The 13,273-nt window shown below is 67.5% G+C and carries 13 protein-coding genes; 8 read left to right on the forward strand and 5 right to left on the reverse strand.

The features are described from left to right. Nucleotides 1-4 precede the first annotated feature (4 nt). Nucleotides 5-1,540: a glycosyltransferase family 39 protein gene (locus O9344_RS01710; protein ID WP_298472039.1), complete on the reverse strand. Its 1,536-nt coding sequence runs from the start codon at nt 1,538-1,540 to the stop codon at nt 5-7. 18 nt (nt 1,541-1,558) lie between these two features. Then, nucleotides 1,559-2,191: a LysE family transporter gene (locus O9344_RS01715; protein WP_298472041.1), complete on the reverse strand. Its 633-nt coding sequence runs from the start codon at nt 2,189-2,191 to the stop codon at nt 1,559-1,561. 280 nt (nt 2,192-2,471) lie between these two features. Here O9344_RS01715 and O9344_RS01720 point away from each other — a divergent pair, with 280 nt between their 5' ends. Beyond that, nucleotides 2,472-2,822 carry an antibiotic biosynthesis monooxygenase gene (locus tag O9344_RS01720; RefSeq protein WP_298472043.1) on the forward strand — a complete coding sequence of 117 codons (351 nt, stop codon included), beginning with the start codon at nt 2,472-2,474 and terminating at the stop codon, nt 2,820-2,822. A 21-nt stretch (nt 2,823-2,843) separates the two neighbouring features. On the opposite strand, the gene O9344_RS01725 is transcribed toward O9344_RS01720, so the two are convergent. The 3 genes from O9344_RS01725 to O9344_RS01735 form a co-directional block, all read right to left on the reverse strand. Further along, nucleotides 2,844-3,836, reverse strand: a complete 993-nt coding sequence (locus tag O9344_RS01725; RefSeq protein WP_298472045.1) for a tripartite tricarboxylate transporter substrate binding protein — start codon at nt 3,834-3,836, stop codon at nt 2,844-2,846. A 130-nt stretch (nt 3,837-3,966) separates the two neighbouring features. Continuing rightward, on the reverse strand, nt 3,967-5,013 hold the full coding sequence (locus O9344_RS01730) for a hypothetical protein (RefSeq protein WP_298472047.1): 1,047 nt from the start codon (nt 5,011-5,013) through the stop codon (nt 3,967-3,969). Beyond that, entirely contained in the window at nt 4,922-5,326 is a 405-nt protein-coding gene (locus tag O9344_RS01735; protein WP_298472048.1) for a DUF971 domain-containing protein, read from the reverse strand. The genes O9344_RS01730 and O9344_RS01735 overlap by 92 nt, the downstream gene beginning before the upstream one ends. A gap of 161 nt (nt 5,327-5,487) precedes the next feature. Between O9344_RS01735 and moaA the strand changes: the two genes are divergently transcribed. From moaA to O9344_RS01770, 7 genes are all read left to right on the forward strand, one after another. Further along, nucleotides 5,488-6,513, forward strand: coding sequence for a GTP 3',8-cyclase MoaA (moaA, locus tag O9344_RS01740; protein ID WP_298472050.1), 1,026 nt, complete (start codon nt 5,488-5,490; stop codon nt 6,511-6,513). Nucleotides 6,514-6,739: 226 nt separating this feature from the next. Continuing rightward, on the forward strand, nt 6,740-7,432 hold the full coding sequence (locus O9344_RS01745; protein ID WP_298472052.1) for a hypothetical protein: 693 nt from the start codon (nt 6,740-6,742) through the stop codon (nt 7,430-7,432). Nucleotides 7,433-7,525: 93 nt separating this feature from the next. Then, complete coding sequence (gene solA, locus O9344_RS01750) at nt 7,526-8,659, forward strand: N-methyl-L-tryptophan oxidase (RefSeq protein ID WP_298472054.1); 1,134 nt, start codon at nt 7,526-7,528, stop codon at nt 8,657-8,659. A gap of 7 nt (nt 8,660-8,666) precedes the next feature. Further along, complete coding sequence (locus O9344_RS01755; RefSeq protein ID WP_298472055.1) at nt 8,667-9,596, forward strand: DMT family transporter; 930 nt, start codon at nt 8,667-8,669, stop codon at nt 9,594-9,596. A gap of 338 nt (nt 9,597-9,934) precedes the next feature. After that, entirely contained in the window at nt 9,935-10,474 is a 540-nt protein-coding gene (locus O9344_RS01760) for a TRAP transporter small permease subunit (RefSeq protein ID WP_298472057.1), read from the forward strand. Nucleotides 10,475-10,503: 29 nt separating this feature from the next. Then, nucleotides 10,504-11,997, forward strand: a complete 1,494-nt coding sequence (locus tag O9344_RS01765) for a TRAP transporter large permease subunit (RefSeq protein WP_298472059.1) — start codon at nt 10,504-10,506, stop codon at nt 11,995-11,997. Nucleotides 11,998-12,095: 98 nt separating this feature from the next. Beyond that, a complete protein-coding gene (locus O9344_RS01770) occupies nt 12,096-13,271 on the forward strand; it encodes a patatin-like phospholipase family protein (protein ID WP_298472061.1) in 1,176 nt (391 codons plus the stop codon). Nucleotides 13,272-13,273 lie beyond the last annotated feature (2 nt).

Below are 13,273 nucleotides of genomic sequence, written 5' to 3' on the forward strand. Positions count from 1 at the left end.
AGGTTCAGCGTGCCGCCACGCTCACCGGCGCGAGCGACCTCAGGCCCCGCGCCGGGACGATGACGAGATCGATCTCCCCGCGCCCGCCCCGGCCGATCGCCAGCCGCTCGGGCTCGCCGAGCACGGCGAACTGGCGCTCCAGCGTGGCGCGCTGGCGGGCGAAGGTCGCCGCCTGCGCGACGATGAGGACATCCGCGCCCTGGTAGGCGCGCGCGACCTGCCGGAACATGAACCCGCGGGGATCGGGACCGATGACCATGACGTCCGCGGCATCGCCCACGGCAAGGTCAACCTTGCCGCCCTCGTTCCAGGTGAGCGCCACCACCACCGGTCCCGAGCGGGGTCCGACCCCCTTGGCCGCCAGGACAGGCCGCAGTGCCTTCCAGTCGAAGGCATCGAGCGTCGGATCGGCCTGGGGCGGCACGCCGAGCCGGGTCAGAAGGCCCGTCGCGCCCATCGCACCGATGCCGAGCGAAAGCACCACGGCGAGGCCGGCACACCATTTCGCCCAGGCGCGCGGCGAGGGACTGGCATCGGGGTTCGCCACCATCCAGGCGCCGAGCAGCGGGAAGATGAAGAACCAGCCGGGCATGGGCCAGTGCGGCAGGGCCCAGCCCGACCACAGCGACTGGACCGTGAAATAGAGGATGGTGGGCGCGGCCAGCGCGAGCAGGAACAGCCGGCGGGGATCGAACCAGCGCCTCGCCTCCTGCACCGCGATGGTGGCGAGCGGCACGGCGATCCAGGGGGCAAGCCAGACGAACTGACCGGCCAGCATCTGCGCGAAGGCGGCGAGCGTCAGCCCCTTGCCGCCGCCGCGGCCCGCCTGGAAGCGCAGCGACGCCCAGTCATTCGCCATGTTCCAGACGATGATCGGCGAGACGACGACCGCCGCGACAAGCGCGCCGGCATAGGGCGCGGGATGCAGAAGCCAGCGCCGGTGCGGCGTCGCCAGCATGAAGGCCGCGAGGCCCAGCACGACGAAGAGCGCCGAGTATTTCGACAATCCTGCGAGCCCGAAACAGAGGCCGGCCAGAGTCCAAGCCCGCCAGGCTGAGGGCGTCTCGCTGCGCTTGGGAAAGAAAAGCTGCGCCAGAGAGAGCATGCCCGCGGCAAGGAACAGAAGAAGCGGCCCATCGGGGACGATCCAGGTGCCGGGGGATGCCAGGAAGAACAGCGAGCAGTTCAGCGCCAGCACCGCCCAGACGCCCGGCCATCCCCCGAAGAGCCGCTCGGTAAGGCGGAACATCAGCCAGGACGTGCCGGCGAACATGAGGATGAAGGGCAGGCGCACCGCCCATGTCGTGCCGAAGACCAGCATCGAAGCATGGGCGAGCCAGAGATGCAGCGGCGGATGGTCGAAATAGGAGAGCGCCAGCCGTCGCGCCTGCCCCAGCGTGTAGCTCTCGTCGACGCCGAAGCCGAGCAGCATGGCGAAGAGGATGCGCATGGCTGTGAAGGCGAGGATGAGCATCGCCGCCGCGCGGGCGGGATCATCGGGGAGGAAGGCGAAGGGCTTTGAGGTCGGCGCGGCCGTCATGGCCGCCGGATTAGCCGATCAGGCGCGGGCGCGATAGCTCTGCACGGCATCGGCGATGGACTTGGCGCCGAACAGCACGAAGGTCAGGCCGACGAGGCGGGTGACGATCAGCCCGTGGGTGAGGAAGAAGCGGCGCACGGGCGACAGCCCTGCGACCGCGACGAGGATCATGTCGGCGAGGACGAAGCCGAGGAAGGCGACGCCCATGACGAGCGGCGCCATGTCCCAGGTCAGCAGCCCCGCATAATGGCCGACCAGCACGGTGAACATGGCGACCGAGACCGGATAGGCCTTGGGGTTGGTGACGCCGAACAGGAGGCCGGCAACCAGCGGATGGCGGCCGCCGATGACGGCGGTGCCGGAGGCCTCCTTGGCAAGGAGCGCCTTGACGCCGAGAAGAATGAGATAGCCACCGCAGACGAGGCCCAGAGCCTCGAAGAGCAGCGGGCCGAGCTGGTTGACGCCGACGATGGCCGCGAGTGCCAGAGTGCCCCAGAGCACGTCGCCAACGAGGTGGCCGGCGACGAACCAGGTGCCGGAGACCCGGCCGTCCTTTGCCGCCAGCGCGAAGAGGGCGAGAAAGGCCGGCCCGGGCGTGAGGACGTAGATCATCGCGGCGGCAAGGGTCGCGAAGAACAGGCCGATGGTCATGGCGGTGCGACTCGCGCTGACGATGCTGACGTCACCGGAGCACGGGCGGCGACAAGGCTCAAGCAGTGCAGCGCATACCGGGCGCGGTTTTGGCGCCATCCAGGCCGATGCGTTGCTTCTGCCAACGCGTCCCGCTCATCGTCGAAGGTCCGTCTGCCAGCGCGCGGACAGTGTGGCCAGATCCGAAGCGACGAGGCAGCTTCGTCGCTCAGAACGCAGCGCGATGTGGTGACAGGCCTAGCATCATGTCTTATGAAAAATACAAAATAGGAGAAGCGAGATGATCGCGGTGATCTTCGAGGTGATGCCGGCGGAGGGGCGGATGCCGGGCTATCTCGACCATGCGGCGCGGATGTGGCCGCATCTCGAGACCATCGACGGGTTCATCTCGGTCGAGCGGTTCCAGAGCCTCACGACCCCCGGCAAGCTCTTGTCCCTGTCGTTCTGGCGCGACGAGGACGCCGTCAAGGCCTGGCGCACGCACGGGATGCACAGGGCCACGCAGGCCGCCGGGCGAGACGGCATGTTCGCGGGCTACAGGCTGCGCGTCGCGCATGTGCTGCGCGACTACGACATGGACGGCCATCGCGACGAGGCACCGGCCGACAGCCGGGGGCACCACCGCGCCTGAGCGCGGTGGCGCCGGCATGCGTCAGTTCTGCAGCTTGATGTCGCCCTTCTCGATGATCGTCTTGAACTGGGCGATCTCCGAGACGGCCTTCTGGCGCATCTGCGCGCCCGTGGAGGGAATGGCGGCAGCGCCCATCTCCTCGAAACGCTTGACGACGGCGGGATCCCTCAGGAGCTCCATCTGCGTCTTTTCGAGGCGATCGACGATCTCCTTCGGCGTGCCCTTCGGCGCGATGAACCCGTTCCAGGACGTAATGTCGAAGCCAGGCAGCGTGTCGTTCAGCGGCGGGATCTCCGGCGCGATGGCCGCACGGGTTGCGGAGGTGACACCGATGCCGCGGATGGACCCGGCCTTGTAGTGCGGGAAAGGCGAGGTGAAATTGTCGAAGGAGAGCTTCACCTCGCCGGTGATCAGCGCCTGGACGAGCGCCGCCGAGGAACGGAAGGGCACGTGGCCCATGCGCGTGCCGGTGAGCTGCATGAAGAGTTCGGCCGACAGGTGGATCGAGGTGCCGATACCAGAAGAGCCGAAATTCTCCTTGCCCGGATTGGCCCGCAGGTAGGCGATGAGCTCCTGGAGGTTGGTCGCAGGGATCGAGGGGTGGATGCAGAGGAAGTTCGGCTGAGACGACGACAGGCCGATGAACTCGAAATCGTCCATTGGCTTGAAAGGCAGGCGGTCGCCAAAGAGGTTCGGATTGATCCCGTGGGTCGAGATCGTCGTCATGCCGATCGTGTAGCCATCGGCGGGAGCGCGGGCGAGTGCAGCGACACCGACATTGCCGCCGGCACCGGCGCGGTTCTCGATGACGAAGCTCTGACCGAGGCGCTGGCTCAGCTGCTCGCAGACGATGCGGCCGATGACGTCCGTCGAACCGCCCGCGCCGAAGGGCACGATGCAGGTGACGGGGCGGGCTGGATAAGCCTGGGCGAAGCCGGACGTGGCGACGAAGGGCGCGCTCAGGGCGCCGGCGGTGAGGCCGAGCGCAGTGCGCCGGTCGATGGCCTTGGACATGGTTCCTCCTGATGGCGTGCGGGGGCGGTTGCGATCGCCCTTCTTGCCGGGGAGGCTAGCATGACCTGACCCACGTGCAACCGCCGGAATGCGCGGCACGTTGACCGCGCGTTTGAGCGGTTACCAGCCCTCAGGGCAGCGGCTTGAGCTGCCGCGGCAGCGAGGCGAGATCGGCCTCCAGTTCGCCGATCCGCGCCCGCAGCGCCGATTCCGCCTCGGTACGGTTGGCAAATTCCTGAGTGTCGACGACGAACTTCTCGCCGCGCAGGAAGCCCGACTTCTTCACCTTGGCGCCGTTGGTCCTCAGATCGTCCAGCAGCGCCTGGGCCGCGGTGATCTTGGCGTTGACGGCGTTGTTGTGCTCGATCGCAGCGGCGCGGTCGACCTCGCGGCGTGCATCGGTGATGCGGGCGTTACGCGCATCGATACGGGCGCGGTAGTCGGCGGCCTCAAGCCATTCGGTGCGCTGGCAGACGACGAGCAGCGACGAGGTGGTTCCGGCCGCCCAGCCAAGACCGAAGGCGCCGAGCACCGCCTCGGCCTCGCGGCGATTGCCCTGGCGCACCACCTTCTGGTGCTCGTGGTAGGTGAGGCTCTTGTCGAGCGGCACCACCATCTTGATCTCCCACTGGTCCTCGTTGAGCGAGGCGATCAGCTTGTCGAGGCGCGCGGTGATGTCCGAGACATCGACCGTAACGGCGCCGAGGCTCCACTCCTTGTCGCCCTCCGTCTTCGTCCAGTTGGGGAAGAGGTCGACGGTGAACTGTTTGGTTTCGATCCAGGGGACCATGGCGGTGGAGCTCGTCGGCAGGGAAGAAGCGGGAGCGGGTGCGGGGGCACGCGGCGGGGGCGGGGAAAGCGGCTCGGCGGCAACCGGCGGAGGCTCGGCGAGGGGCGGCAGCACCGTGGGCGCGGCCATCGCCGCAGGTGCCGGCGGGACGAAAGGCTCGGCCGGCGCGGCGATGGAGACCGGCGGAGCGACCGAAGGCGCGTCGGCCGTCAGCGCCGGCTCGGGACGCTCGAGGCTGAAGCCGTCCAGGGCGGCCGCGAGTTCGTCGAGCCGCTCACGATCGGCAGGCGCCAGCTCAACGGCCGGGGCGCTGCCGGGTGCCGCCGGCGGCCGCGAGGCCGTCGAGATAGCGTCTCCAGATCGCGTCGTGGTCTCGTCCGAGCTCATACAGGTAGTCCCATGAGTAGATGCCGGAGGAATGCATGTCGTAGAAGGTGAGGCGGACCGCGTAGTGACCGACCCGGTCGATGCCGATGAGCTGGACGTCCTGCTTGCCGCCGACGAACTTGCGTTCGGAAGGTGAATGCCCCTGCACCTCGGCGGAGGGGCTCTCGACACGCAGATATTCGGCGTCGAGGGCGAAAATGTGCCCGTCATCGTAAGAAATGGTCAGACGGCGGCGATCGGCCGACAGCCGGAGCTCGGTCGGCCAGGCATGGCCGCGGCCGGTGGCGCTTTCGACGGCGCTGATCTCGGCCATTGGGCGACTCTCCCCCTCGCGAACATTGGTCCCGGCAGGAGCCGACAGGTAGACTGTTCCGTGCGGTTCTTCAACGCGCCCCCGTGACTTAGCGCGCCACTGGCCCTAAATAAGCCGACCAAGGGCCGCGTAATTCCGCGACGTGCCTCGGGAGAGACGGGATGTTCGACGCCGCAGCGTCCGTGAAGCCGGTGCCGATGATCGACCCGTTTGGGCGATCGATCGACTACCTGCGCGTCTCGGTGACGGACCGCTGCGACTTCCGCTGCGTCTATTGCATGGCCGAAAACATGTCCTTCCTGCCCAAGAAGGACCTGCTCACGCTGGAGGAGCTCGATCGCCTCTGCTCGGCCTTTGTCGCCAAGGGGGTGCGCAAGCTGCGCCTGACCGGCGGCGAGCCGCTGGTGCGCAAGGACGTGATGACCCTTGTGCGCTCGCTGTCGCGCCATCTGGACAGCGGTGCGCTCGACGAACTCACGCTGACCACCAACGGCTCGCAGCTCGTGCGTCACGCGGCCGACCTCGCGGCCTGCGGCGTGAAGCGAATCAACGTCTCGCTCGACACGCTGGACGCCGACCGCTTCCGCGCCATCACCCGCTGGGGCGATCTCGATGCGGTGCTGAAGGGCATTGACGCGGCGCTCGCGGCCGGCATCGCCGTGAAGATCAACGCCGTGGCGCTGAAAGGCGTCAACGAGGCGGAGATCGAGGGCCTCGTCGCCTGGGCCCATGGCAAGGGCATGGACATCTCCTTCATCGAGGTCATGCCGCTCGGCGACATCGAGCCGTCGCGGCTCGACCAATACCTGCCGCTTTCGCTCGTCCGGGCGAGGCTCGCGGAGCGCTGGACGCTCGCCGAGAGCCAACATCGCACCGGCGGCCCCGCCCGCTATGTCGAGGTGGCGGAGACCGGCGGCCGTATCGGCTTCATCACGCCGATGACCCACAATTTCTGCGAAAGCTGCAACCGTGTGCGCATCACCTGCACGGGCACCCTCTACATGTGCCTCGGCCAGGACGATGCGGCCGACCTGCGGGCGCCGTTGCGCGCTTCCGAGGCCAACGACCTGCTCCATTCTGCGATCGATTCGGCGATCGCCCGTAAGCCGAAAGGCCACGACTTCGTCATCGACCGGCGCACACGGCGGCCTTCGGTCTCGCGCCATATGAGCATGACCGGCGGTTGAACGATCCTTTCGTGCCGGAGTTCCGTTGGGGAACTTTGTGGCGAATGCAGGTTGCATGGCTGAATCGCGGTTCCCGTGACGGCAGAAGCCACCTTTTCGCCACAATTCAGCGACCATAAGCCGCGCCTTCATGAAGGTCGTATCGCGTGGCGGAACGCAGGCGGCCGGAGCATCCAACCGGACTTGTCGACCAGCCCTCGGGCGTCGACCCATGAGGCGACCTGCGATGACCAGTTCATCACTGCCGCCGGCCGATCCCGTTATCGTGCGGGACGCGCTGCGGCAGATCACCCGTTCCTCCTTCGTGCCCGAAGGATCGTTGCTGGCGACCATGCTGACCTATGTCGTGGAGACGACGCTGGACGGCAATGCGCGCACCATCAAGGCCTATACCATCGCCGTCGAGGCGCTCGGCCGCGGGGCCGATTTCGACCCCGACCGTGACTCGACCGTGCGGGTCGCGGCCATGCGGCTCCGCCAGGCGCTCGACCTCTACTATGCCGGGCCCGGGGCGATGGACACTCTGCGCATCCGCCTGACCCCCGGGAGCTATCGCCCGCAGTTCGAGACGGTCGACCACGCCGTCGCCGAGGCGATGCCCTTGGCAGAGGCCCCCTCCCCGGTCGCAGGCGCTATGCCGGCTGACGTCGTACAGACGCCCCCCGCGCCGAAGCGGCGCTTCCGCATTCCCGCCCAGGCCACCTGGCTTGCGGCAGTGACGCTGGTCCTCGCGGTCGATGTCGCGATGACTGTCTCGCTGATGGCGGTGCAGAACCGCGGCGATACCGCCCTGATCGAGACCGAGGCCCGCCTCAATGCGGAGGACATCCGCGCCGCGGAGAAGCGGACGGTCGACCAGATCGTCTACGACATCATCCGCGAGGACATCCAGCGCAGTTTCCAGCAGCGGGTGGAGTGACCGCGCGGGTCTGCTGCGACGCCCGGGCGCTCGACGGCGAGGCGCCGCGGCGCTAGCTGATGGGCCAGGGAAGAAACACCGGAGCGCGACAGCGTGGCCCACTACGACGTGATCGTCGCCGGCATCGGCGCGATGGGCTCTGCCGCGGCCCTTGAACTGGCGCGGCGCGGTCAGCGCGTCCTCGGGCTTGAGCGCTTCGACATCCCCCATGCCATGGGCTCGTCCCACGGCATCAACCGCATCATCCGCCTCGCCTACTTCGAGCATCCGCTCTACGTGCCGCTGCTGCGCCGCGCTTACGAGCTGTGGCGCGAGACGGAAACCGCCTTCGGCGAACAGCTCCTCCACATCACCGGCGGCCTTGATGCCGGCGCGCCCGACGGGCGGGTGGTGACCGGTTCGCTCGCCGCCTGCCGCGAGCACGACCTGCCGCATGAGCTCATGGACGCAGCCGAGACGCGCCGGCGCTTCCCCGGCTATCGCCTCGCCGAGGGGCAGGTCGCGAACTACCAGGCCGATGCGGGCTTCGTGATGAGCGAACGGGCGATCATCGCCCATGTGACCATGGCGATGGCGAGGGGCGCGGAGATTCGCGCGCGCGAGCCGATCCTCGGCTGGGAGCCAACGGCGGGCGGCGGCGTGCGCGTGACCACGGCGCGCGGCACCTATGAGGCCGACCGGCTGATCCTGTCCACCGGTGCCTGGATCGGCGACCACGTGCCGGCGCTGGCCCGCCTCGCCGTGCCGGAGCGGCAGGTGCTCGGCTGGTTCCAGCCCAAGGCGCCGGAGGCCTTCGCGCTCGGGGCCTTCCCCGTCTCCATCGTCGAAACGCGCCACGGGTCCTGCTACCAGTTCCCGGTCTTCGGCGTGCCCGGCTTCAAGATCGGCCTCTACAACCACATGCGCCAGCACGGCCATGCCGACAGCCTGTCGCGCGAGCCCACCGAGGCCGACGAGCAGGCGCTGCGGCGCGTCCTCGCCGAGGTCTTCCCCGACGCCGATGGTCCGACGCTGGCGCTGCGCTGCTGCCTCTTCACCAACACGCCGGACGAACATTTCGTGGTGGACACCCTGCCCGGCCTGCCGCAGGTGACGATTGCCTCCCCCTGCTCGGGCCACGGTTTCAAGTTCGCCAGCGTCATGGGCGAGATCCTCGCCGACCTTGCCACGCGCGGAGCCAGCCGCCACGACCTCTCCCTGTTCCGCCTCGACCGCCTCGCGGCCTGATATCGCCATGCTCACCGCCCCTCCCGTCGAAGCCAATGCCAATCGTCGCGGCATCATCGCGATGTGCACGGCCATGGCCTGCTTCCTCACCAACGACACGCTGGTGAAGATCGTCGCGCGCGACTTGCCCTCCGGGGAGATCATCGCCATCCGCGGCGCCTTCGCCGCGGTCATGGTCTTCGGCTGGCTGATCGCAGCCGGGCATCTGCGGGACATCGGCCGCGTCGCCTCGCCCCTGGTGGCCACGCGCGCCAGCCTCGAGGCGCTCGTCGCCTTCCTGTTCATCTCCGCCATCGGCGCCATGCCGATCGCCGACATCACCGCCATCTTCCTCATCACGCCGCTGCTCATCACCGCCCTGTCGGGGCCGCTCCTCGGAGAGGTCGTCGGCTGGCGCCGCTGGTCGGCGGTAGCGGCGGGCTTCATCGGCATGCTTCTGGTGGTGAAGCCGGGCGGCGCCGGGTTTCTGGCGGGGTCGGCGACGGCGATGGCGCTGCTGAGCGTCGCCTTCTGCGCCATCCGAGACATGGTCACGCGCTTCATCGATCCGCGCATTCCCACCATCGTCATCACGCTCACGACCTGCGTTGCCGTGGGCCTCTTCGGCGCGGCGATGATCCCGTTCCAGGGTTGGGTCACGCCGAGCCTCACTCATGTCGGCCTGCTCTTCGCCGCGGCGACCGTCGTCGTCGCCGGCAACCACGCCATGATCCTCGCCTTCCGCGGTGTCGAGGTGTCGCTGGTCTCGCCGTTCCGCTACACGGTGATGGTCTGGGCCATCGTTTCGGGGATCACCGTGTTCGGCGAATGGCCCGATGCCGCAAGCTGGGTCGGCATCGGCCTCATCGTCGGGGCGGGACTCTACACGCTGCATCGCGAGAGGGTCCGGCTGAAGATCCGCCGCGCCGAGGTGGAGGCTGCGGCGACGCCTCCGTAACGATACGAATGTACGCGTTTCCCCCATGAAATGCGCAAATTCTTGCGCGGTGCATCGCCCTTTCGGCCAATTCCTTACCGAATCCCTATTGTGCGTGACAGAGCCGTGTCATAGAGAGGCCACGGCGCTTCTGGCGCCGGACCGGTCATCGCACAAGAACCGCGGGACCGGGAGCGGGACAGGGTCAGGCTGTTGATCATCCGCCCCCTTCGCAACGCGAAGGCGAGGGCAGTGTTGTACACAGGCGTCCTGGGGCGACTTCTGGTCGCCTGCGTCGGTGCGGGGCCCTGCCCCTCCCTGCGGCCTGCTGAGCGTTGGCCTCCAGGGAGTTGCCCGGCATGCAGGGTCTGCTTTCCATCAGCCGCGTCATTGACGCGATCAACGGTGTCTTCGGTCGCGTCGCCGATTGGTGCGTTCTGCTCGCCTGCCTGATCAGCGCCGGCAATGCCTTCTCGCGCTACCTCCTGAACCTGTCGTCAAACTCCATGCTGGAGATCCAGTGGTATCTGTTCGGCGTCATGGTCCTGCTCGGGGCCTCCTACACGCTGAAGGCCAACGAGCATGTTCGCGTTGACCTCGTCTACGGCTCGGTCAGCGACCGCGCGCGTCTTTGGATCGATGCCGTCGGCATCACCATCTTCCTGCTGCCCGTCACCATCTACATGACCTATCTGAGCTGGCCGTTCTTCACGACGTCGCTTCGCCAGTGGGAGCAGTCGCAGAATGCCGGCGGCCTGCTGGTCTGGCCGATCAAGTTGGTCCTGCCTCTTGGCTTCGCTCTGCTGACGATCCAGGGCATTTCCGAACTGATCAAGCGCATCGCCGCGCTTCGCGGCGAACTTCAGTTCGACTCGAAATACGAAAAGCCGCTGCAGTAATGCCATCGAGCGTCTGAGGGAGTTTAGCGATGTTCTCGCATGGCATCATGCCGCCGCTTATGTTCTTCGGGATGATCTGCTTCATGCTGATCGGCTTCCCGGTTGCGTTCTCGCTGGCTGCGGTCGGCCTCATGTTCGGCGCCCTCGGCGTCATGACCGGCCATTTCGACTGGGTCTTCCTGCAAGCCTTGCCGCTGCGTTTCCACGGCATCATTTCGAACGACCTGCTGCTGGCGATCCCCTTCTTCACCTTCATGGGCGCGATCCTCGAGCGCTGCGGCCTCGCAGAGGACCTGCTGGAGGGCACCGGCAAGCTGTTCGGCGGCATTCCCGGCGGCCTCGCCTATGCCGTCATCGTGGTCGGCGCCATTCTCGGCGCCATCACGGGCACGGTGGCCGCGTCGGTTATCGCCATGGGTGTCATCTCGCTGCCGATCATGCAGCGGTACGGCTACGACATGAGGCTGGCCACCGGTGTCATCGCCGCCTCCGGCACCATTACGCAGCTCATCCCGCCCTCTCTGGTCCTCGTCGTGCTCGCCGACCAGCTCGGCCGGTCGGTCGGCGACATGTATCTCGGCGCCATCGGCCCGTCGCTGATGCAGGTGGGCATCTTCATCCTTTACATCGTGTTCCTGTCGATCATGAAGCCGCAGGCGATGCCCCCGCTTCCGCCCGAGGCGCGCGGCGAGATCGGCTGGCCGCTGATCCGTCAGGTCCTGTGGGGCATGGTGCCTTCCATCGTCCTCATCTTCCTGGTGCTCGGCACGATCTTCATGGGTCTCGCCACGCCGACGGAAGCCGGCGCCATGGGCGCGGTGGGTGCGCTGGTGCTCGCCGCCCTGCATCGCCGCCTCACCTGGCCGCTGGTCGACCAGGGCATGCGCTCGACCATGCGCATCACCTCGATGGTGGTCTTCATCCTCATCGGCTCGACCGTCTTCAGCCTGGTCTTCCAGGGCATGGACGGCTCGCGCTGGATCGAGCACATGCTGATCGGCCTGCCCGGCGGCCAGACAGGCTTCCTGATCTTCGTCAACATCTTCGTCTTCTTCCTGGCGTTCTTCCTGGACTTCTTCGAAATCGCCTTCATCGTCGTGCCGCTCTTGGCGCCCGTGGCGACGAAGCTGGACATCGACCTGATCTGGTTCGGCGTGCTGCTCTGCGTGAACATGCAAACGAGCTTCATGCATCCGCCCTTCGGCTTCGCCCTCTTCTACCTGCGTGGCATCGCACCCCCGTCGGTGAAGTCGAGCGACATCTACATAGGCGCGATCCCGTGGGTGTTCATGCAGCTCATCCTCGTGGCCATCGTCATCTTCTGGCCGGCATCCGTGACCTACTGGCTCGACAAGGGGCCCAAGATGGATCCGTCCAAGGTCGAGATCCGCATCGAGATGCCTGGTCTCGGCGGCGGATTGCCTGGGCTCGACGGCCCAGGCGGACTGCCGGGCCTCAGCCCGCCGCCCGGCCTCGGCGGCCCCCCGCCCGGCCTCGAGCCGCCGGCCGCGCCGCGCAACTAGGGATCGTTAACCGGGCCGCGGCTCCCCCCGCGGCCCGAACCTTGTGCGGCCTAGACGCCGCCACACCAGGGGGTTAACGGTGTGCCTCGGAGTGGCTCATGCGCTTGACGATCCCCCGCGTCCTGACGGCCGCACTTCTTGCCGCGACTCTCGCCCTCACCGGCTGCGCCTACCAGCCGCGCCTTGAGGCTGTGCCGCGCGACGTCGCGCGGGAGGCGCTCTTCCTCGGCATTTCCGACGCCCGCTTCGCCCTCAACGGCGACCCCACGCCACTGGCGGCCATGTTCGTCGCGGCGGAACGGCGGCGGCTGATGGCCGGTGGCGGCAATGTCGAGCACATGCTGGCGATTTCCGGTGGCGGCGAGAATGGCGCCTTTGGCGCGGGCCTGCTCTATGGCTGGACAGAGCGCGGCACCCGCCCCTCGTTCCGCCTCGTGACGGGTGTCTCGACCGGCGCGCTGACCGCGCCCTTCGCCTTCCTTGGCAGCCGCTACGACGAGCAGTTGAAGGCCGTCTACACCACGATCCAGCGCGACAACATCGCCCAGATCCTGCCGATCCTGACCATTATCGGCTCGGATTCGGTCGCCGACAGCCGGCCGCTCGCCACCCTCATCGCCACCTATGTGACGCCTGAGATGGTGGAGGAGATCGCCGGCGAGTACCGCAAGGGGCGGATCCTGCTGATCGGCACCACCAATCTCGACCAGGGTCAGCCGATCGCCTGGAACATCGGCGCCATCGCCTCGAGCGGCCATCCCTCCCGGGTGCAGGCCATCCGCGACATCCTGCTGGCCTCCGCCTCCATCCCGGGGGCCTTCCCACCAGTGATGATGGACGTCACCGTTGACGGTAGGCTGCGGCAGGAAATGCATGTCGATGGCGGCGCGACGACCCAGGTCTTCCTCTATCCGAGCAACGCGCCGCTGCGCGAGGCGCCGGCCTTCGCGCGTCGCGTCCAGCGCACCGCATGGATTATCCGCAACGGCCGCACCCAGGAGCTCTCCGAGGACGTGAAGCGCGGTCTCCTGCCCATCGCAGCGCGATCGATCTCGACGATGATCACCTCCAATGCCATCGGCGACATCTACCGGATGTACCTGATGACGCGGCGCGACAATGTCGACTTCAACCTCGCCTATATCTCCAGCCGCTTCACGGTGCCCTATGAGAAACCGTTCGATCCGGTCTACATGAACGCGCTGTTCGAGTTCGGCCGCAGCGAGATCAAGCAGCAGCCCTGGCTGAAGCAGCCGCCTGGCTACCGCCCCTGAGG

It is taken from the genome of Phreatobacter sp., assembly GCF_027532945.1.
Classification (GTDB): Bacteria; Pseudomonadota; Alphaproteobacteria; order Rhizobiales; family Phreatobacteraceae; genus Phreatobacter.

Excerpts from the sequence above, each read along its gene's own strand:
- O9344_RS01760 (WP_298472057.1), top strand. The coding sequence starts at position 9,935 with ATGCAGGGTCTGCTTTCCATCAGCCGCGTCATTGACGCGATCAACGGT.
- O9344_RS01745 (WP_298472052.1), top strand. The coding sequence starts at position 6,740 with ATGACCAGTTCATCACTGCCGCCGGCCGATCCCGTTATCGTGCGGGAC.
- O9344_RS01715 (WP_298472041.1), bottom strand. The coding sequence starts at position 2,191 with ATGACCATCGGCCTGTTCTTCGCGACCCTTGCCGCCGCGATGATCTAC.
- moaA (WP_298472050.1), top strand. The coding sequence starts at position 5,488 with ATGTTCGACGCCGCAGCGTCCGTGAAGCCGGTGCCGATGATCGACCCG.
- O9344_RS01725 (WP_298472045.1), bottom strand. The coding sequence starts at position 3,836 with ATGTCCAAGGCCATCGACCGGCGCACTGCGCTCGGCCTCACCGCCGGC.
- O9344_RS01735 (WP_298472048.1), bottom strand. The coding sequence starts at position 5,326 with ATGGCCGAGATCAGCGCCGTCGAAAGCGCCACCGGCCGCGGCCATGCC.
- O9344_RS01730 (WP_298472047.1), bottom strand. The coding sequence starts at position 5,013 with ATGAGCTCGGACGAGACCACGACGCGATCTGGAGACGCTATCTCGACG.
- O9344_RS01710 (WP_298472039.1), bottom strand. The coding sequence starts at position 1,540 with ATGACGGCCGCGCCGACCTCAAAGCCCTTCGCCTTCCTCCCCGATGAT.
- O9344_RS01720 (WP_298472043.1), top strand. The coding sequence starts at position 2,472 with ATGATCGCGGTGATCTTCGAGGTGATGCCGGCGGAGGGGCGGATGCCG.
- O9344_RS01770 (WP_298472061.1), top strand. The coding sequence starts at position 12,096 with ATGCGCTTGACGATCCCCCGCGTCCTGACGGCCGCACTTCTTGCCGCG.
- O9344_RS01765 (WP_298472059.1), top strand. The coding sequence starts at position 10,504 with ATGTTCTCGCATGGCATCATGCCGCCGCTTATGTTCTTCGGGATGATC.
- O9344_RS01755 (WP_298472055.1), top strand. The coding sequence starts at position 8,667 with ATGCTCACCGCCCCTCCCGTCGAAGCCAATGCCAATCGTCGCGGCATC.